The 18,162-nt window shown below is 59.0% G+C and carries 14 protein-coding genes and 1 pseudogene; 11 read left to right on the forward strand and 4 right to left on the reverse strand.

Features of this window, described 5'->3' with window-relative positions; translation table 11 throughout:
- Window positions 1-49: 49 nt before the first annotated feature.
- From HMPREF9538_RS03590 to HMPREF9538_RS03580, 3 genes are all read right to left on the reverse strand, one after another.
- Window positions 50-1,333, reverse strand: coding sequence for an RbtT/DalT/CsbX family MFS transporter (locus HMPREF9538_RS03590; RefSeq protein WP_004890769.1), 1,284 nt, complete (start codon window positions 1,331-1,333; stop codon window positions 50-52).
- An 81-nt stretch (window positions 1,334-1,414) separates the two neighbouring features.
- A complete protein-coding gene (locus tag HMPREF9538_RS03585) occupies window positions 1,415-3,022 on the reverse strand; it encodes an FGGY-family carbohydrate kinase (protein ID WP_004214752.1) in 1,608 nt (535 codons plus the stop codon).
- Between the two features lie 26 nt (window positions 3,023-3,048).
- Complete coding sequence (locus HMPREF9538_RS03580; RefSeq protein WP_004180592.1) at window positions 3,049-3,798, reverse strand: SDR family oxidoreductase; 750 nt, start codon at window positions 3,796-3,798, stop codon at window positions 3,049-3,051.
- A 254-nt stretch (window positions 3,799-4,052) separates the two neighbouring features.
- Here HMPREF9538_RS03580 and HMPREF9538_RS03575 point away from each other — a divergent pair, with 254 nt between their 5' ends.
- Entirely contained in the window at window positions 4,053-5,054 is a 1,002-nt protein-coding gene (locus HMPREF9538_RS03575) for a substrate-binding domain-containing protein (protein ID WP_004180590.1), read from the forward strand.
- A gap of 22 nt (window positions 5,055-5,076) precedes the next feature.
- Here the strand turns inward: HMPREF9538_RS03575 and HMPREF9538_RS03570 are convergent, their stop codons facing one another.
- Entirely contained in the window at window positions 5,077-6,018 is a 942-nt protein-coding gene (locus tag HMPREF9538_RS03570; RefSeq protein WP_004144198.1) for a sugar-binding transcriptional regulator, read from the reverse strand.
- 206 nt (window positions 6,019-6,224) lie between these two features.
- Between HMPREF9538_RS03570 and dalD the strand changes: the two genes are divergently transcribed.
- From dalD to HMPREF9538_RS0128425, 10 genes and pseudogenes are all read left to right on the forward strand, one after another.
- The gene (dalD, locus tag HMPREF9538_RS03565; protein ID WP_009486185.1) at window positions 6,225-7,592 is read left to right on the forward strand and encodes a D-arabinitol 4-dehydrogenase; all 1,368 of its coding nucleotides are present in this window, start codon (window positions 6,225-6,227) and stop codon (window positions 7,590-7,592) included.
- A 9-nt stretch (window positions 7,593-7,601) separates the two neighbouring features.
- On the forward strand, window positions 7,602-9,065 hold the full coding sequence (gene xylB / locus HMPREF9538_RS03560; protein ID WP_009486186.1) for a xylulokinase: 1,464 nt from the start codon (window positions 7,602-7,604) through the stop codon (window positions 9,063-9,065).
- 70 nt (window positions 9,066-9,135) lie between these two features.
- On the forward strand, window positions 9,136-10,413 hold the full coding sequence (gene dalT, locus HMPREF9538_RS03555) for a D-arabinitol transporter (RefSeq protein ID WP_002912654.1): 1,278 nt from the start codon (window positions 9,136-9,138) through the stop codon (window positions 10,411-10,413).
- Between the two features lie 48 nt (window positions 10,414-10,461).
- Window positions 10,462-11,124 carry an HAD family hydrolase gene (locus HMPREF9538_RS03550; RefSeq protein WP_009486187.1) on the forward strand — a complete coding sequence of 221 codons (663 nt, stop codon included), beginning with the start codon at window positions 10,462-10,464 and terminating at the stop codon, window positions 11,122-11,124.
- Between the two features lie 297 nt (window positions 11,125-11,421).
- Entirely contained in the window at window positions 11,422-12,576 is a 1,155-nt protein-coding gene (locus HMPREF9538_RS03545) for a mandelate racemase family protein (RefSeq protein WP_002912648.1), read from the forward strand.
- A 119-nt stretch (window positions 12,577-12,695) separates the two neighbouring features.
- The gene (locus HMPREF9538_RS03540) at window positions 12,696-14,318 is read left to right on the forward strand and encodes an ABC transporter substrate-binding protein (RefSeq protein WP_009486188.1); all 1,623 of its coding nucleotides are present in this window, start codon (window positions 12,696-12,698) and stop codon (window positions 14,316-14,318) included.
- Entirely contained in the window at window positions 14,315-15,352 is a 1,038-nt protein-coding gene (locus HMPREF9538_RS03535) for an ABC transporter permease (protein WP_009486189.1), read from the forward strand. The genes HMPREF9538_RS03540 and HMPREF9538_RS03535 overlap by 4 nt, the downstream gene beginning before the upstream one ends.
- Window positions 15,349-16,254, forward strand: a complete 906-nt coding sequence (locus tag HMPREF9538_RS03530) for an ABC transporter permease (protein WP_004200464.1) — start codon at window positions 15,349-15,351, stop codon at window positions 16,252-16,254. The genes HMPREF9538_RS03535 and HMPREF9538_RS03530 overlap by 4 nt, the downstream gene beginning before the upstream one ends.
- A complete protein-coding gene (locus HMPREF9538_RS03525; RefSeq protein WP_004180551.1) occupies window positions 16,226-17,089 on the forward strand; it encodes an ABC transporter ATP-binding protein in 864 nt (287 codons plus the stop codon). The genes HMPREF9538_RS03530 and HMPREF9538_RS03525 overlap by 29 nt, the downstream gene beginning before the upstream one ends.
- 10 nt (window positions 17,090-17,099) lie before the next feature.
- Window positions 17,100-17,873 (forward strand): annotated as a pseudogene (locus tag HMPREF9538_RS0128425) (ABC transporter ATP-binding protein).
- Window positions 17,874-18,162: the final 289 nt, after the last annotated feature.

Genomic DNA, 18,162 nt, shown 5'->3' on the forward strand with positions numbered 1-18,162 from the left:
CCGGGCGGCCCCGCCCGGATTGCTCGTTGTTTGTACCAGATGCGGTTTATTAAGACTCTGCCGCGTTGGCGGTAAACGGTTTCGCATGCTGATCGCTGGTAAAGCCAGGCTGTTCAACGCGGATTAACGGGCACAGGAAGAAGGCCAGAATATATAAGGCGGTATAGGCTATTACCACGCCGATAGTGCTGAAATAGGGCAGCAGTACCACGGCAATCGCCGGCGCCAGAAAGTTCGACAGCCCGGCTGACAGGTTATAGACCGAAATCGCCGCGCCTTTATGGTTCGGCTCCAGCGCCGGGAACACCGCCGCCATCGGCACAAACGCGGCGACAAAAATCCCCAGGGCAATAGCCGGTACCAGCGCCATGGCAAAATTATGGCCGAAGTGCTGGGGCAGGTAATAGAACGCCAGGCTGGAAAGCGCCATCCCGATGCAGCCGAACCAGCGGATAACCTTCATCCAGCCCATTTTCTCCGCCATAATCCCCCAGAAAACGTTCGAAAAGATCGTGGTGAAGAAGAATGCCGCCCATACCTGCAGCCATTCCGAGGTGGTAAATCCCAGCTCATCAACAAACATCATCGGCATGATCACCGCAAAACCAAACAGCGACAGGGTGTTGATAATGCGCACAATGCTCGAGAACAGAATGCTGCGGTTGGTATAGAGCAGCGTCGCCGCGCGCCCCAGTTCGGCGAATTTTTCACGAGTGGTCAGGTTCTGCATATGGCGCGGCGTTTCGGTATGACGCATCGACACCAGCGCAATAATGCCGCCGGTGGCGCAAAAGAGCAGCGCCAGCCACAGGGTGCCCATTTCGCCAATGTGGGGAATGGTAAAGCTCGGAATATAGCTGCCGAACACGCCGATACCCACCGAGTAGACCGCCCAGAACCAGCCCAGCGCGGAGCTGGAACTGTCGCTGCGGACGTTGTGGATAATGGCGACGATAAAGGAGTAGAGGAACAGCGGGTAGGCCAGGCCGCGGATGCCATAAAACAGCAGGATCAGCGCATAGTTGGCGCGACCGAGGCCGAAGACGAGGAACAGTACGTGGAACACACACCACAGCACGAAGCCAATCAGCATGGCTTTACGTGGGGTAATGATTTCCGCCACCACGCCGGAGACCCACGCCGACAGGGCGGCAGCCAGACCGTAGAGAGTAAAGGCAAAGGAAGCCTGCGCCGGGGTGAATCCGAGTGCTTTGATGTAGTGCGACAGAAAAGCCAGCTCAAAGCCGTCGCCGGTCATAAACACGGCGATGGCGACATATCCCCAGATGAGGTTGAGCGGTAGACCGTACCACTGTTTGTTATTAACGGACATGTTGACCTCGATTTCAGAGTGCAGATGAGTGTCTCCGCTGCATAGCAGCGGAGCATTATTGTTATAAAATAAGGAGGTATGTTATTCGCGAATCAGCCTGCCGGCCTGTTGTAGCGCCTTATAGGCCGCATACCTGCGCTGATGAAGCGGGCTAAACGCCGTCTCGCTGTGATAGGTGGCATCCACCTGAGTAAACTGCTTCATGGCCTCCGGCAGCGAAGCCGCGACTCTGCCCGCCACCGCGCCGAGGATGGCGGAACCTAACAGCACCGGCTCGCGGCTGGCGGTGCTCACGATGCTAACGCCGCAAGCGTCGGCCAACAGCTGACGCACCAGCGGATGCTGCCCGGCTCCGCCGCTGATGACGATATTTTCACTCTCAATTCCGCAGGCGCGCTGGGCGTCAATGATCTGTCGCAGACCATAGCCAATCCCGCATAGCCCGGCAACGTACAGCGCGGTCAGGTTATCCAGGTCCCGCTCCATCCCCAGCCCGGCAATCAGCGCTTTCGCGTGGGGATCGGCAAGCGGCGCGCGATTACCGAGAAACTCCGGAACGACGTGCAGACCGGCGGCCAGCGTTACCGCTTCAGAAGGGGAAGCAACTTGCGTCAGAACGCGATCCGCCAGCCAGACCGGCAGAGGGACGCCTGCGGCTTTCGCTTGCTCGCGCGCTTCCGCCGCCGCCGGATGGAAGCTCAGCAGCTGGTCGATAGCCGCGCCGGCGGCGCTTTGCCCGCCTTCACTTAGCCAGTAGCCCGGCACCATCGCCGAATAGTAAGGGCCCCAGACGCCCGGGACGAATACCGCTTCCTGAGTGGTGGTCATGGTGCAGGAAGAAGTGCCGAAGACATAGGCCATATTGTTGACCGCGCCGTTAAGCACGCCGACGGTACCGATGCCGCCCGCGTGGGCGTCAATCATCCCCACCGCCACCGGCGTACCGATCGGCAGGCCCATCTCCTCTGCCGCCGTGGCGCAAAGGCCCTCGCCGCAGGGGGTGCCTGGATCGACAATCCGCTGGCCGATGCGGACAAAATCTTCATCCGCCAGCTCTTCGAGGCCAATCTGGCGGAAGTAACCGGCATCCCAGCGTTGTTCATGCGCCAGGTAGGTCCATTTACAGGTCACCGTGCAGACCGAGCGGGCTTCATCGCCGGTTGAGCGCCAGGTGAGGTAATCGGCGAGGTCGAAGAAGTGGCGCGCCTGCTGATAGATGTGCGGGCGATTCTCCTTCAGCCACAAAATTTTCGGCGTTTGCATCTCCGGCGAGATTTTGCCGCCAACGTACCGCAGTACCGGGTGGCCCGTGGCATTGATCTTTTCCGCCTGCCCGGTGGCGCGATGATCCATCCAGACAATAATGTTGCGGTCCGCATCGTCCGAAGGCCCGACCGCCAGCGGCGCATCGTTATCGCCAATCACCACCAGCGAGCAGGTGGCATCGAAGCCGATCCCGGCGATCGACGACGGCGAAACGCCGGCGCTGGCCACCGCCGTTTTAATGCAGTAGCACACCGCCTGCCAGATCTCACGGCTCGACTGCTCGACCTTGTTTCCGGCGCTGCGAAACAGGGTTATTTCCCGGGTCGCGTGGGCGAGGAGCTCGCCCCGCAGATTGAATACCCCGGCGCGCACGCTGCCCGAACCGACATCCACGCCAATAATGTTTTGCGTATCGTTTTGCATCACATCCTCTCACAGGCTGGCCAGGGTCAGAGATCCACGCTGTTCGGCAGGATCACAATGTCGCGCACGGTGACGTTTTTCGAACGCGTCACCATAAACAGCACCGACTCCGCCACTTCAATCGGCTGCATCAGGCTGCCGTTGGCCAGCGCTTCGTCCATTTTGGCTTTTGGCCAGTCGTCCAGCAGAGCGGTAACCACCGGGCCCGGCAGTACGGCGCCGACGCGCACGCCATACTGCGCCACCTGGCGACGAGTGGTGTGCACAAATGCCTGCACCGCGAATTTCGACGCGGTATAGACAGGCTCCCAGATCACCGGCACCACGCCCGCGATCGAGCTGGTGAAGATAATATCCCCGGATTTTTGCGCGATCAGATGCGGCAGGACGCTGCGCACGCAGCGGAAGGCGGCGTTGATATTGAGGTGCAGCACGCGGTCCCAGACGTCCGGGTCGCCCTCGGCCACCGGCCCGCCGATATAGGCGCCGGCGTTGGCGTGGAAGATATCGAGACGCCCGGTAAGCTGCAAAATGCCCTGCAGTAGGTTATCGACCTGGTCCGCCTGCATCAGGTCGACCTGCAGGGCGAAGGCGTTTTCGCCAAGTTCGGCGACCAGTTTGTTGAGCTTTTCGCCTTCGCGGTCGATTAGCACTACTTTTGCGCCAGCCCCCAGCAGGGTCCTCGCGCACTCGAGGCCGATACCGGACGCCGCGCCGGTGATCGCGGCGACTTTACCGCTGAGGGAAGTATTCATAGAGGAGACAGAGTGGTTCATTTTATAATCCTTTGCCGTGTCTGGTTAAAACTATCGAACGCGAGGGCATCACGTTCGAGGTGATAGACTAAAACTGGTAACATATTGAATATCAGCATCTTAATTCAGGCTTGCTGGCATGTTGAGGCGGTATGCGCGCGTACTTCCTGGCGTGAAAAGGATGCTCAATCGATGAAGCTATGTTGCTCTCGCTTCATCGATTGAGCAAGTGGGGAAATTAACAGCGACATGATTTTGTGACGCAAGTTGGAAAAATGAAGAAGATAACGATTTACGACCTGGCGGAACTTTCCGGCGTTTCGGCGAGCGCGGTGAGCGCTATCCTCAACGGTAACTGGAAAAAGCGCCGCATCAGCGCCAAGCTTGCGGAAAAGGTGACGCGGATTGCCGAGGAGCAGGGCTATGCGATTAACCGTCAGGCCAGCATGCTGCGCAGTAAAAAATCACACGTCATCGGTATGATTATCCCCAAATATGATAACCGCTACTTCGGTTCCATCGCCGAACGCTTTGAGGAGATGGCCCGCGAGCGCGGCCTGCTGCCGATTATCACCTGTACGCGCCGGCGTCCGGAACTGGAGATCGAAGCGGTAAAGGCGATGCTCTCCTGGCAGGTTGACTGGGTGGTCGCGACCGGGGCGACCAATCCGGATAAAATTTCCGCGCTATGCCAGCAGGCGGGCGTGCCAACGGTCAATCTCGACCTGCCGGGCTCTCTCTCGCCGTCGGTGATTTCGGATAACTACGGCGGCGCGAAAGCGCTGACTCATAAGATCCTGGCTAATAGCGCCCGCCGCCGCGGAGAGCTGGCGCCGCTGACCTTTATCGGCGGGCGCAGCAGCGACCATAACACCAGCGAGCGTTTACGCGGCTTCCACGATGCGCATCGCGAGCTGGGGCTTAGCGTGCCGCAGGCGAATATTCTGGCCCCCGGCTATTCGAAAGGCCACGTTGAGGACTGCCTGCAGGAGCGGTTTGGCAGCGCGAAGACGTTGTTGCAGGGGATATTTGTTAACTCGACGATATCCCTGGAAGGGGTTGTGCGCTGGCTGTCGCAGGTGGGGCTAACCGGCAGCGAGCAGCCGCCGATGGGCTGCTTCGACTGGGATCCTTTTGTCTACCTGCTGGGGCACGATATCGACATGGTGCAGCAGGACGTGCCGGCGATGCTGGACGCGGTTTTTTCGATTATTGACGCCGGCGAAGCCAGCCAGCAGCGGATTGAAATTCCCCCGCGACTGATGAGCAGCAGCTGATTCGCTGTCTGGCTGTTCGACGTTACCGCGTCAGCAGCCAGCGGGCGGTATGCTCATCGGTCACCAGGCCATTAATCCAGCCGCCTTTAAGGGCGGCCAGGATCGCCGGTCGTTTATGTTCTCCACAGGCAGCGGCAATCCGCGGGCAGTGGCTCTGGCGGATATCATAGCTGGTGATCATGCGGTTGATCTCGCTGTCTACCACGTCGCCTTGCGCATCAATAAACCGCCCAAGGATCTCCCCGATGCCGCCGCGGGCGGTCAGCTCATCCATCTGCGCCTGATTGATAAAGCCGTCTTTAAAGATCGGACTTTGCGTGCCCAGCGGACCAATACCGACAAAAATCACGTCCGCCTCGCGGGCGACGCCGGAGACGCTGCGGAATAAGCGATTGGTGCACCACATTTCATACTCATCCGCGCTTTGGGCGTAGCGCGGCGCCGGCCACTGATAGTACTTGGCCTTAATTTTGCGGGTCAGCAGCAGGGGCACGTCATCGTAATAATTGCACTGCCCGTCGGCGTTCATGGCGCTGATCAGCGCCACGCAGCGGGTATTCAGGCTGTCAAAATCGATGCGCTGCAGCGCTTTTTTCAGGGTCAGGCCCGAGCCCAGACCGATAATTTTCTCTTTATCATCCTGCAGATAGCGAGCCATCAGCTGATAGCAGCCAAATGACACACTGTCGAGGGTGCTTTCTTCGCTAAAGGCGGGGACCACATTGCACTCGATCAAGCGGTATTTTTCCTGCAGCAACTGCGCATAATCGAGGCAGTTCGCTACCGGATGGTGCAGATTAATCGACACAATCCCTTCTTCTTTCGCGGCGGCGATCAGCCGTTGCACCACCGGTCTGGAGGTGCCCAGCTGGCTGGCAATCTCGCTCTGATTCTGGCCGGCGATGTAGTACATCCATGCGGCACGCACCTTCTGATCCAACCGGATATCGTCTTCTTTACTCATGGTTTCCCGCCCTAAGTTGCTGGCCAGGGCACGCAATTGGCCCGGCGAATACCCGCATTCTCGCCGTGGTTGGCATAACTGGCAAGCTTTTGCTCTTTACTGGTCATTTGTAATTTAATTGGGTAATTGCTCTTTTGTGATCCATGGCTCTTATTTTGGTCAAATGATCAATTACAGTGGCGCCATCAACTCAAGGAGAGCAGAACATGAACAATCAATTCACATGGCTTCATATCGGTCTGGGTTCTTTTCATCGCGCGCATCAGGCGTGGTATCTGCATCGTCTGATTGCTTCCGGGGATAATCGCTGGCGCATCGCGGCGGGGAATATTCGCAACGACGCCGAGCAGGTGGTCCAGGCGCTGGCGGCGCAGGGAGGACGTTACGTCCTCGAGACCGTCAGCCCGGAAGGGGAGCGCGAATATGAAGAGATCACCTCAATCCAGAAACTGCTACCGTGGCAGGCCGGGCTACAGCCGCTGATTAACGAAGGGGCAAACCCGCAGACCAAAGTTATCGCCTTTACCGTGACGGAAGGGGGGTACTACCTGAACACTCGCCATCAGCTGGAAACCAGCAACCCCGATCTGCAGGCCGACCTGCAAGGCGAGTGCAAAACCATTTACGGCACCCTCGCGCGGATCCTGGAAAAGCGCATGGCCGACAACGCCGGGCCGCTGACCCTGCTCAACTGCGATAACGTGCGTCATAACGGCGAGCGTTTCCACGACGGTATGGTCGAGTTCCTGCAGCTCACCGGCAAACAGGCGGTGATTGACTGGATGGCGGCCAATACCACCTGTCCGAACACCATGGTGGACCGCATCACCCCGCGTCCGGCGGCCGATCTGCCGGCCCGCATCAAAGCGCAAACCGGAATTGATGACAAAGCGCCGGTGATGGGGGAGACCTTTATCCAGTGGGTAGTGGAGAACAACTTCCGCGATGCCCGCCCGAATCTGGAGGCGGTCGGCGTGGAGATGGTGGAGTCGGTCATCCCGTATGAAGAGGCGAAAATTCGCATTCTGAACGCGTCGCACAGCTGCATTGCCTGGGCGGGAACCTTAATCGGCCAGCAGTATATTCATGAAAGCACGCTGACCGATGTTATCTACGCCATTGCCGACCGCTACGTTACGGAGGACGTTATTCCGTGTCTCGGCGACAACGGCATTGATCTGCCGACCTACCGGGATGTGGTGCTTAAGCGCTTTACCAACCCCTATATCCAGGACACCAACCAGCGCGTCGCCGCCGACGGCTTCTCGAAAATTCCGGCGATGATCGCGCCAACCTTGCAGGAGTGCTACCAGCGCGGCGTCCGCCCGGAAGCGACCGCCATGCTGCCGGCGCTGTTCTTCGTCTTTATGGAGCAGTGGCACAAGGGAACTCTGCCGTATCAGTACCAGGACGGCATCCTGGATGCGCAGGCGGTGCATGAGATGTTCGAGGCTCAGGATCCGGTGGCTGTCTACGCGCGCGATAAAGCCCTGTTTGGTGATCTCGCCAACAACGCGGATTTCCTGGCGCTGATGCGCGAGAAAGTCGCCGCCGTTTACACGCTGATTAACTAAGAGGTGGCTATGTATCTGGGTATCGATCTCGGCACATCGGAAGTCAAAGCGCTGGTCATTGATGAGAACCATGAGGTTATCGCCAGCCATAGCGCGCCGCTGAGTATTCAGCGGCCTCATCCGCACTGGTCAGAACAAGCGCCGGAGCTATGGTGGGAGGCGACGGAGTACCTGATGGCCACGCTACGGGAAAAATGCGCCCAGCATTGGCCGGCCATTAAGGCGATTGGCCTCTCCGGGCAGATGCACGGCGCGGTGTTGCTGGATGCAGAGGGGCAGGCGATCCGTCCGGCCATTCTGTGGAACGACACCCGCTGCGCCGCAGAGTGCGCCGAGCTGGAGGCGATGGCGCCGGAGCTGCATCAGGTGGCGGGAAACCTGGCGATGCCGGGCTTTACCGCGCCGAAGCTGTTGTGGGTGCGCCGTCATGAGCCGCAGCACTTTCAGCGCACCGCCACGGTGCTGTTGCCCAAGGATTATCTGCGCTACCGGATGACCGGGAAGAAAGTCTCCGATATGTCGGACGCCGCCGGGACGCTGTGGCTGGACGTGGCGAAGCGCGACTGGTCCGACGCTCTGCTGGACAAGTGCGGCCTGTCGCGTAGCCAAATGCCGACGCTGGTCGAAGGCTGCGAGGTTTCCGCCACCCTTGACCCGCAGGTGGCTGCGCGCTGGGGGCTGAACGCCTCGGTGGTGGTGGCCGGGGGCGGGGGGGATAACGCGGTCAGCGCCATTGGCGTCGGCGCGGTCTCGCCGGGGGATGCGTTTATTTCGCTCGGCACCTCCGGGGTGCTGTTTGTGGTGACCGACGCCTATCGTCCGGCGCCGCAGTCGGCGGTACATGCGTTTTGTCACGTGCTGCCGAACCTGTGGCACCAGATGAGCGTCATGCTGAGCGCCGCCAGCTGTTTGCAGTGGTTCTGCCGCCTGACCGGCACCACGGAGGTGGCGCTGCTGGCGGAGATTGCCGAGCTAAGCGAGGAGGATAAAGCCAACGCCCCGTTCTTCCTGCCCTATCTCTCCGGGGAACGAACCCCGCATAACGATCCTGACGCGCGCGGCATCTTCTGGGGCATGACCCATGCCAGCCTGCGCGCGCAGCTAGGCTACGCGGTGCTGGAGGGGGTGAGCTTTGGGATCAACGACGGCCTGCAGGCGTTAAAAGAGAGCGGGACGCCGATCGCGCAGTGCTCGCTGGTGGGCGGCGGCGCCCGCAGCCCGTTCTGGGCCCAGCTGCTGGCCGATATTCTCGCTATGCCGGTGGTGACCCACAAAGGCGGAGAGACCGGCGGCGCGCTGGGCGCGGCGCGGCTGGCCTGCCTGGCGGCGGGCAAACCCATTGCCGCGGTGTGTGAAAAACCGGAAGTCTGGCAGACCTGGCGTGCGGATCCCATTCGCCACCACACCCTGATGCAACGCTACGCGCAGTTTAAAGCCCTGTATTTAAACGATCTGCACTATCGACAGCACTGATTTTCATCATAACCGCCGCTTCGTTGCACGCCGCGGAGCGGCCACCCTGTACCCTGAAAACGAGGTCATTATGTCTATCAATAATAAACAGTGGCTCGGTTTACCCTTGAACCTGCTCTGGGGATACATCGCCATTGCCGTATTTATGACCGGCGACGGTTTTGAATTAGCCTTTCTGTCGCACTATATCAAAGCGCTCGGCTTCTCTCCGGCGGAGGCCTCCTTTGCCTTTACCCTCTACGGCCTGGCCGCTGCGCTGTCGGCGTGGATTTCCGGGGTGGTGGCGGAAATTATCACCCCGCTGAAAACGATGATGATTGGCTTCGTGCTGTGGTGCGTATTCCACGTGCTGTTCCTCGTTTTCGGCCTCGGTCACGCCAACTATGCGCTGATCCTGCTTTTCTACGGCATCCGCGGCTTCGCCTATCCGCTGTTCCTCTACTCGTTTATCGTGGCGATTGTCCATAACGTCAAAAGCGACAACGCCAGCTCGGCCATCGGCTGGTTCTGGGCGGTGTATTCCATCGGCATCGGGGTCTTCGGCAGCTATATTCCGAGCTTTACCATTCCCCACATTGGCGAAATGGGCACCCTGTGGCTGGCGCTGGCCTTCTGCCTTACCGGGGGCGTGATTGCCCTGGTTTCCCTGCGCCATATTCAAACGCCGCAGCATATGCAGAATCTCACCACCCGTGAGAAGTTTTCCGAGCTGGGACGCGCCGCGACGCTGCTCTATACCAACCGCAATATTCTGCTGTCGAGCATGGTGAGGATTATCAATACCCTCTCGCTGTTCGGCTTTGCGGTCATTATGCCGATGATGTTTGTCGATGAGCTGGGCTTCAGCACTTCAGAATGGCTCCAGGTATGGGCAGTCTTCTTCTTCACCACCATTTTCTCTAACGTGCTGTGGGGGATCCTCGGGGAAAAACTTGGCTGGATGAAGGTGGTGCGCTGGTTCGGCTGCATCGGGATGGCGCTCTCCAGCCTGGCGTTTTACTACATTCCTCAGCACTTTGGCCATAGCTTTGCGATGGCGCTGATCCCCGCCATCGCCCTCGGGATCTTTGTCGCCGCCTTCGTGCCGCTGGCGGCCGTGTTCCCGGCGCTGGAGCCGAAGCATAAAGGCGCGGCCATTTCGGTCTATAACCTGTCGGCGGGGATGTCGAACTTTCTCGCGCCGGCGATTGCCGTGGTGCTGCTGCCGTTCTTCAGCACCATCGGGGTGGTGATCGCCTATACCGCATTGTACGTGGTGGCCTTTTTCCTCTGCGCCTTTATCCGCGTGGAGCAGCCGGGGTTCTCCCACAAGGAAGCAACCGCCCGCGAGCAGGTTGAATTCTCTTAGGTGATGCGGCTGGCATGAAGCGCATGCCAGCCTTAATGAGGTGAACGAATGAGTATGCAGGCGGTTATTTTTGACATGGATGGCGTGATTATTGATTCCGAGGCGCTGTGGCGCCAGGCGCAGATTGACGCCCTCGCGCAGTGGGGCGCAACGGCGAGCGTGGATGAGTGTGAAACCCTGACCAAGGGCAAGCGCCTCGACGACATTGCCGGCACCTGGTGCCGCTATTTTCAGCTTGATCTCGCTCCGCAGCGGCTTGAAGCCGCGATATTGCAGCGTATTACCGGCCTGATCGCCACCGAAGCCGAGCCGATGCACGGCGTGCATGAGGCGTTACGCTATTTTCGTGAGGCGGGCTATCAAATTGCGCTCGCCACGTCATCATCCCGCCAGGTTATTGCCGCTGTGCTGAACAAGCTTTCGCTCTGGCACTTTTTCGACGTGGTTTGCAGCGCAGATGATGAAGAACGTGGAAAGCCACATCCGGCGGTTTATCTGACGACGCTGCGCAAGCTCAATCTCAACGCCAGCCAGTGTCTGGTGATTGAGGATAGCTTTACCGGCTTTTGCGCGGCCCAGTCGGCGGGGATTGCCACGATAGTGATTGCAGAAGATAGCCAGCACGCGCGTTTTCAGGCCGCCGCTGGCCGCTATCAAACCTTACCTGAACTGCTGGAAGCGCTTAGCGCGGAGCCAGCGGCGGCGGTTTAAGTCAGCCATTTGTGGGCGCAGACATTCCCGGGATGTAGCTGGTCGGTTAATCTCTTCTCTGCGCTCACGCCCTTTTTTCTCCTGGTCGATCTGCCTCACATTTCGCTCATCTTTTGTGAAAACAGTCACGTCTTGTTGTGCCAATGCCCAAATTTATGGCCTTGCTTAGCGGTGTTTGTCCGAGGCACTACTACGAAGTTGTGCTTAGATTATATATTGAAACGTATTTTCAATAATGTAAAACCGCTTTGCCGATCTGCTTATGTCGATCGGATTTGGCCGTGATAAGGACCGAGCATGAAAATTGAATCTGTGAATGTCACCGTTTTCCAATATCCCACTCGTCGGGTTTCCGACAGCGCCGGGCACTCCCATCCGGGGGTTGAAAGCATGGCCAAAATGGCGATGCTGACCATCACCGCTGATGATGGGGCGCAGGGCTTTTCGTTTGCGCCTCCGGAAGTCGTGCGCCCGTTCGTGGTGAATACTTTTTTTCGCAAAGTGCTGGTGGGACAGGACCCGTTTAACCGTGAGCGTATCTGGCAGGATCTTAACCACTGGCAGCGCGGCAGCGCACATCAGCTAACGGAGCGCGCGCTGTCGTTTGTTGAACAGGCGCTGTGGGACCTGATCGGCCGCAGCCTTAAGATGCCGGTTTATAAACTGCTCGGCGGCTATCGCGACACTGTCCCGGCTTACGGTAGCACCATGTGCGGCGACGATCTGCCGGGCGGCCTGTCGACCCCGGAAGAGTATGCCGCTTTTGCTGAGAAGCTGGTCGCCCGCGGCTACAAGGCCATCAAACTGCACACCTGGATGCCGCCAATCTCTTTTGCGCCCAATCCCAAAATGGACATTAAAGCCTGCGCGGCGGTGCGCGAAGCCGTAGGGCCGGATATTGACCTGATGATTGATGGCTATCACTGGTACAGCCGCGCCGAGGCGCTGTGGATCGGCAAAGAGCTGGAAAAACTCAATTTCGCCTGGTTTGAAGAGCCGATGGAGGAGGATTCGATGTCCTCCTATGCGTGGCTGGCGGAAAACCTGTCGATTCCCATCGTCGGGCCGGAGAGCTTCGGCGGCAAGCACCACATGCGCGCCGAATGGGTGAAAGCCGGGGCCTGCGACATTCTGCGCGCCGGCGCTAACGGCGTGGGGGGGATTACACCGACCATGAAGGTGGCGGCGCTGGCGGAATCTTTCGGCATGGATTGCGAAGTCCACGGCAACGGAGCGGCAAGCCTGGCGGTGGTGGGCGCGATCCGCAACTGCCGCTGGTACGAGCGCGGCCTGCTGCATCCGTTCCTCGACTACGATGAACCGGCGGCCTATCTCAACAGCATTGTCGACCCGATGGATGACCAGGGATTTGTGCATTTGTCACAACGTCCGGGTCTCGGTGAAGACATTAATTTTGCGTATATCGAAGCCAATACCGTTAGCCACGACTGATTTAAAAAAATAAATACCCGATGGCGCTGCGCTTATCGAGCCTGCGGCCCGGTAGACCGGATAAGCCGAAAATGCCGCCATCCGGCAACATGTACCCTACAGTACAGGCAAACAGAGATATGAAAAAAACCTCCTTACTGGGAGCGTGTATTCTCGCGCTCGCCATGTCGATGGGGAGCGGGGAGGCGGTGGCGAAAACGCCGCCCGACCAGCTGATCATCGGCATGAATATGAATAACCTGCTCACCCTTGACCCGGCGGCGATGACCGGTAACGAAGTGGTGGGGATCGTGGTCAACCTCTACGACTCGCTGGTGGAGCTTGACCCTGAGCAGCTCACCACCGTCAGGCCCGCGCTGGCGAAATCCTGGGATATCAGCCCCGACGGCAAAACCCTGACCTTTCATCTGCGCGATGACGTTAAGTTTCACTCCGGCAACCCGCTGACCGCCGCCGACGTCGTGTGGTCAATGCGGCGCATCCTGCACCTCAACCTGGCCCAGGCCTCGGTATGGAAATCCTATGGCTTCAGTAAGAAAAATATCGACAGCCAGGTCAGCGCGCCGGACCGCTTCACGGTGCAAATCGTATTACCCAAAGATAACGATCCGCAACTGGTGATTTACTCGCTGGCGGCGCTGGGCAACCTCGGGGTGCTGGACAGTAAAACGGTGCAAAGCCACCAGCAGGATAACGATTGGGGAAACCGCTGGCTAACCACCCATGAAGCCGGTTCCGGGCTGTTTACGCTGGAAACCTGGCAGGCAAAAGAGGTGCTGCGCATGAAGCGCAACCCTGACTACTGGCGCGGCGAGGCGAAAATGAGCCGCGTGGTACTGCGTCATTTCCAGGAGTCGCAAACTCTGCGCCTGATGATCGAAAAAGGCGACCTTGATATTGCCAACAATATGGCGGTTTTCGATATCAACGCCCTGCGCAGCGACCCGCAGCTGACCGTCGATGCGGTGCAGCGCGGCACCATGTACTACGTGGCGATGAGCATGAAAGAGGCGCACTTCGCCAATCCGAAAGTGCGCGAGGCGGTGCGCTATCTGATTGATTACCAGGGTATCAATAAAGCGCTGATGCCGGGCTACGGCGTGCTGCACCAGCGGCCTATCAAAGCGGGAATGCCGTCCACGCTACCCGATCCCGGCTACAGGCTGGATGTGGCGCGGGCGAAAAAGCTGCTGGCGGAAGCGGGATATCCCAACGGCTTTGATACCACGCTGCGGGTACTCTCCGATCAGCCATTTCTTAACATCGCTATCGCCGTGCAGTCGACGCTGATGCAGGCGGGGATTAACGCCAAAATCATCACCGGCACTGGTAACCAGATCTACGGCGCAATGCGCGAGCGTAAATTTGACCTGCTGGTAGGTCGCGGCGGCAGCGGGATGGAGCCGCATCCGCACTCCAGCCTGCGCGCGCTGGTCTATAACCCGGATAACAGCGATAAGGCGCGCCTGACCAACTTCCAGGGCTGGCGTACCGGTTTTTACGACCCGCAACTGAATACGATGATTGACCAGGCCCTGCTGGAACGCGATCCGCAAAAACAGGTGGCTGACTACCAGGCCATCCAGACACGCTACGACCAGCTGGTTCCGGCTTTAATTCCGCTTTCGCAGATGGTTGATTCGGTCGTCGTGCGCAACGAGGTACGGGAGTATCAGCCGCACCCCTCCGCCACCACTTTTCTGCGTGACGTCTATAAAGTCCGCGAAGGAGAGAAAGGATGAGTACCGCAATCCTTGCGCCCGGCTCACGCGGCCGGCGCTTATCAAAACGGCTACTGCAGGTGGTGATTACACTGTTCGGCCTGCTGCTGCTGACCTTTACCATTGGCCGCGTCATGCCCATCGACCCGGTGCTGGCGATTGTCGGCCCGGATGCTGACCAGAGTACCTATCAGCAGGTTTACCAGCAGCTGGGGTTTGATAAATCGCTGACCACCCAGTTTGGCATCTATTTCGTCAACCTGTTGCACGGCGATCTGGGCAACGCGCTGCTGACCGGGAAACCGGTGGTGGACGATATTATCCGCGTCTTCCCGGCCACCATGGAGCTGGCAACGATGGCGATTATTGTCGGCGCGGGTCTTGGTATTCCGCTGGGCGTGTTGGCGGCGGCGCGGCGCAATAGCGTCTCCGATTATGTGGTACGCATTATCAGCCTGGCGGGCTACTCGACGCCGATCTTCTGGGTCGGGATGATGGGGCTGCTGGTGTTCTATGCCTGGCTTGGCTGGGTAGGCGGCGCCGGGAGGGTAGACCTCGGGCTGGATGGTATGGTGCCGCGCCGCACCGGGCTGATGACCGTTGATGCGCTGCTGGCCGGCAACGGCCAGGTGTTCTGGAACGCCATTAATCATCTGATTCTTCCCGCCTCGCTGCTGGGTTTTCACTCGCTGGCTTATATCAGCCGTATGACCCGCAGCTTTATGTTAGCCCAGCTGTCGCAGGAGTTCATTATTACCGCCCGGGTGAAAGGGCTGACCGAGCGCCAGGTTATCTGGAACCATGCGTTTCGTAACATCCTCGTGCAACTGCTGACGGTGGTGGCGCTGGCCTACGGCGCGCTGCTGGAAGGCGCGGTGCTGATTGAAACCGTCTTCTCATGGCCGGGGTTTGGCTCCTACCTTACCGGAAGCTTGCTGCTGGGCGATATGAATGCGGTGATGGGCTGCGTGCTGCTGGTGGGGGTGATCTTCGTGATGCTCAACCTGCTCTCCGACATGCTGTATCAATTCTTTGACCCGAGGACAAAATCATGACCGTTTCTCTGGATTCGCCGCTTTCGGGTGGTGCGGGCGAAGGCCGTCAGCGGCTGCAACGCGCGGCGGCGCGGGCCGTCGGGTTTATCGGCAAAATGGCGCGCAATCCGCTCACGGCCATCGGCGGAGGAATTATCTTTATGCTGCTGGTGGTGGCGATTTTCGCGCCGCTGATTGCGCCTTATAACCCGCTGGTACAGGACCTGAATAGTGCGCTGGTCGCGCCGAATGCGCAGCACTGGTTCGGCACCGATGAGTTTGGCCGGGATATCTTTAGTCGCCTGGTGTATGGCTCCCGCATCACGCTCTATATCGTGCTGCTGGTCTCAGTGACCGTCGGTCCGCTCGGACTGCTGCTGGGCGTCAGTGCCGGCTATTTCGGCGGTAAAGTCGATATGGTGCTGATGCGCGTCACCGATATTTTCATCTCCTTCCCGAGTCTGGTCCTGGCGCTGGCGTTTGTCGCCGCTTTAGGACCGGGGCTGGAGCACGTGGTTATCGCCATCACGCTGACCGCCTGGCCGCCGATTGCCCGTCTGGCGCGCGCCGAAACGCTCTCTCTGCGCCAGGCTGATTTTATCTCCGCCGTGCGTCTGCAGGGCGCTTCATCGGCCCGCGTCCTCTGGCGCCATATCGTGCCGCTGTGTCTGCCCTCGGTCATTATCCGTATCACCATGAATATGGCCGGGATCATTCTGACCGCGGCCGGCCTCGGCTTTCTCGGCCTCGGCGCGCAGCCGCCAGAGCCGGAGTGGGGAGCGATGATCTCCAGCGGGCGCACTTATATGATGGAGTGCTGGTGGGTCGTAACCATTCCGGGGCTGGCGATTTTGATCAATAGCTTAGCGTTCAACTTCTTAGGAGATGGCCTACGTGACATCCTCGATCCCCGTAGTGAATAATGCACCGCTGCTCGACGTGCGCGATTTGTGCGTCGACTTTGTTAACGGTAGCGCGGTGACCCACGCCGTGCGCGGCGTCTCCTTCCAGCTGGGGCATGAGAAGCTGGCTATTGTCGGCGAGTCCGGTTCGGGTAAGTCCACCGTTGGGCGCGCGCTGCTGCAGCTGCATCCGAAAAAGGCCCGCGTCAGCGCCAGCCGGATGCAGTTTGCCGACCTCGATCTGCAGCATCTTAGCGAAGCGCAGATGCGCGGCGTACGCGGCAAACGTATCTCGATGATTATGCAGGATCCGAAATATTCGCTGAATCCGGTGGTCTGCGTGGGTAAGCAAATCGCCGAGGCCTGGCTTACTCATCATCCCGGGCGCAAAGATGAGGCGAAAGCCAGGGCGCTGGAGATGCTGGAGGTGGTGCGTATTCGCCAGCCGGAGCGCGTTTATCAGCTTTATCCGCATGAAATATCCGGCGGACAGGGACAGCGCATCATGATCGCCATGATGCTGATTACCGACCCGGAGCTGATCATTGCCGATGAGCCCACCTCCGCGCTGGACGTGTCGGTGCGCCTGCAGGTGCTGGGCCTGCTGGATGACCTGGTTCAGTCGCGCGGGTTGGGGCTGATTTTTATCAGCCACGATATCAACCTGGTGCGCAGCTTCTGCGACCGGGTGCTGGTGATGTACGCCGGACGGGTAGTGGAGTCCATCGCCGCTAAAGATCTCGATAACGCCCGTCACCCCTACACTCAGGGATTGATTAACTCGCTGCCGGATATGCAGCATCGTCGCCCGATACTGCCGGTGCTGCAGCGTCAGGCCAGCTGGTTAACGGATTAAGGAGCGGATAATGATTGAAGTTCAACATCTCAACCTCGCGTTTGGCGAGGGGGAGAAGCGTAACCAGGTGCTGTATGACGTCAGTTTCCACGTTAAGCCCGGCGAGATCTACGGTCTGGTAGGAGAGTCCGGTTCCGGTAAAACGACGGTGCTCAAGTGCCTGGCGGGGCTGTTTACCCACTGGCAGGGGGAACTGACCATCGATGCTCAGCCCTTAGGGCATGAAATTAGCCGCGAGCGCTGCCGTCAGGTGCAGATGGTATTTCAGGACCCCTACGGATCGCTGCATCCCCGTCACACCATTGGCGATATCCTCGAAGAGCCGCTGCAGATCCATCGTATCAACGACCGCGACCGGCGGATCAATGTGCTGCTGGATAAAGTTGGCCTCAACCGCGCCTTTCGCGAGCGTTATCCGCATCAGCTCTCCGGCGGGCAGCGGCAGCGCGTGGCGATAGCCAGAGCGCTGATTCTTGAGCCTCAGGTGCTGCTGCTGGATGAGCCGACGTCGGCGCTGGATGTGTCGGTGCAGGCTGAGATCCTTAACCTGCTGGCGGAACTGCAGCGGGAGGCTAAGCTCACTTACCTGATGGTCACCCACGATCTTGGGGTTATTGCCCACTTATGACAGAAAGTGGCGGTGATGCAGTACGGGAAGATCCTCGAAACCCTGACGGTCGATGCGCTGGTCAGCGGCCAGGCGCAGATGGCCTATACGCAGATGCTGGTTAACGCCAGTCGGCAATATACGCGCGAAATGGCGCGCGAGGTGGCGGAATACTAAGCTTTATGGCGCATTGTCTCACGGCAGATGCGCCCATTTTAATAGGTAACCATTTGATGTTATAGGTTTTTTGTGGTTGTGGGTATCGTCTGTTAATGTAAGCGCGGTGCTTGGATCGATATCCTGCCCAGGTTTTTCCTGCAGCCGCAGGTGCCGTTTTACCTTAACATTCAGAGTCTCAATCAACGAACCCGGCTGCTGTATACCAGCCGGGCGCCGTCTTTGCTTTGCGAAGCCTGATCAGCGTAGCAGCGGGCAGTCGGGCGGCAGCCGGCAGCGCAGGGGCGCC

It is taken from the genome of Klebsiella sp. MS 92-3, assembly GCF_000195655.1.
Lineage (GTDB): Bacteria > Pseudomonadota > Gammaproteobacteria > Enterobacterales > Enterobacteriaceae > Klebsiella > Klebsiella pneumoniae.

Bases quoted from the DNA above. Each gene is read 5' to 3' on its own strand.
- HMPREF9538_RS03580 (WP_004180592.1), bottom strand. From the start codon at position 3,798: ATGAACCACTCTGTCTCCTCTATGAATACTTCCCTCAGCGGTAAAGTC.
- HMPREF9538_RS03575 (WP_004180590.1), top strand. From the start codon at position 4,053: ATGAAGAAGATAACGATTTACGACCTGGCGGAACTTTCCGGCGTTTCG.
- HMPREF9538_RS03570 (WP_004144198.1), bottom strand. From the start codon at position 6,018: ATGAGTAAAGAAGACGATATCCGGTTGGATCAGAAGGTGCGTGCCGCA.
- HMPREF9538_RS03550 (WP_009486187.1), top strand. From the start codon at position 10,462: ATGAGTATGCAGGCGGTTATTTTTGACATGGATGGCGTGATTATTGAT.
- xylB (WP_009486186.1), top strand. From the start codon at position 7,602: ATGTATCTGGGTATCGATCTCGGCACATCGGAAGTCAAAGCGCTGGTC.
- dalD (WP_009486185.1), top strand. From the start codon at position 6,225: ATGAACAATCAATTCACATGGCTTCATATCGGTCTGGGTTCTTTTCAT.
- HMPREF9538_RS03535 (WP_009486189.1), top strand. From the start codon at position 14,315: ATGAGTACCGCAATCCTTGCGCCCGGCTCACGCGGCCGGCGCTTATCA.
- HMPREF9538_RS03545 (WP_002912648.1), top strand. From the start codon at position 11,422: ATGAAAATTGAATCTGTGAATGTCACCGTTTTCCAATATCCCACTCGT.
- HMPREF9538_RS03530 (WP_004200464.1), top strand. From the start codon at position 15,349: ATGACCGTTTCTCTGGATTCGCCGCTTTCGGGTGGTGCGGGCGAAGGC.
- HMPREF9538_RS03540 (WP_009486188.1), top strand. From the start codon at position 12,696: ATGAAAAAAACCTCCTTACTGGGAGCGTGTATTCTCGCGCTCGCCATG.
- HMPREF9538_RS03585 (WP_004214752.1), bottom strand. From the start codon at position 3,022: ATGCAAAACGATACGCAAAACATTATTGGCGTGGATGTCGGTTCGGGC.
- HMPREF9538_RS03590 (WP_004890769.1), bottom strand. From the start codon at position 1,333: ATGTCCGTTAATAACAAACAGTGGTACGGTCTACCGCTCAACCTCATC.
- dalT (WP_002912654.1), top strand. From the start codon at position 9,136: ATGTCTATCAATAATAAACAGTGGCTCGGTTTACCCTTGAACCTGCTC.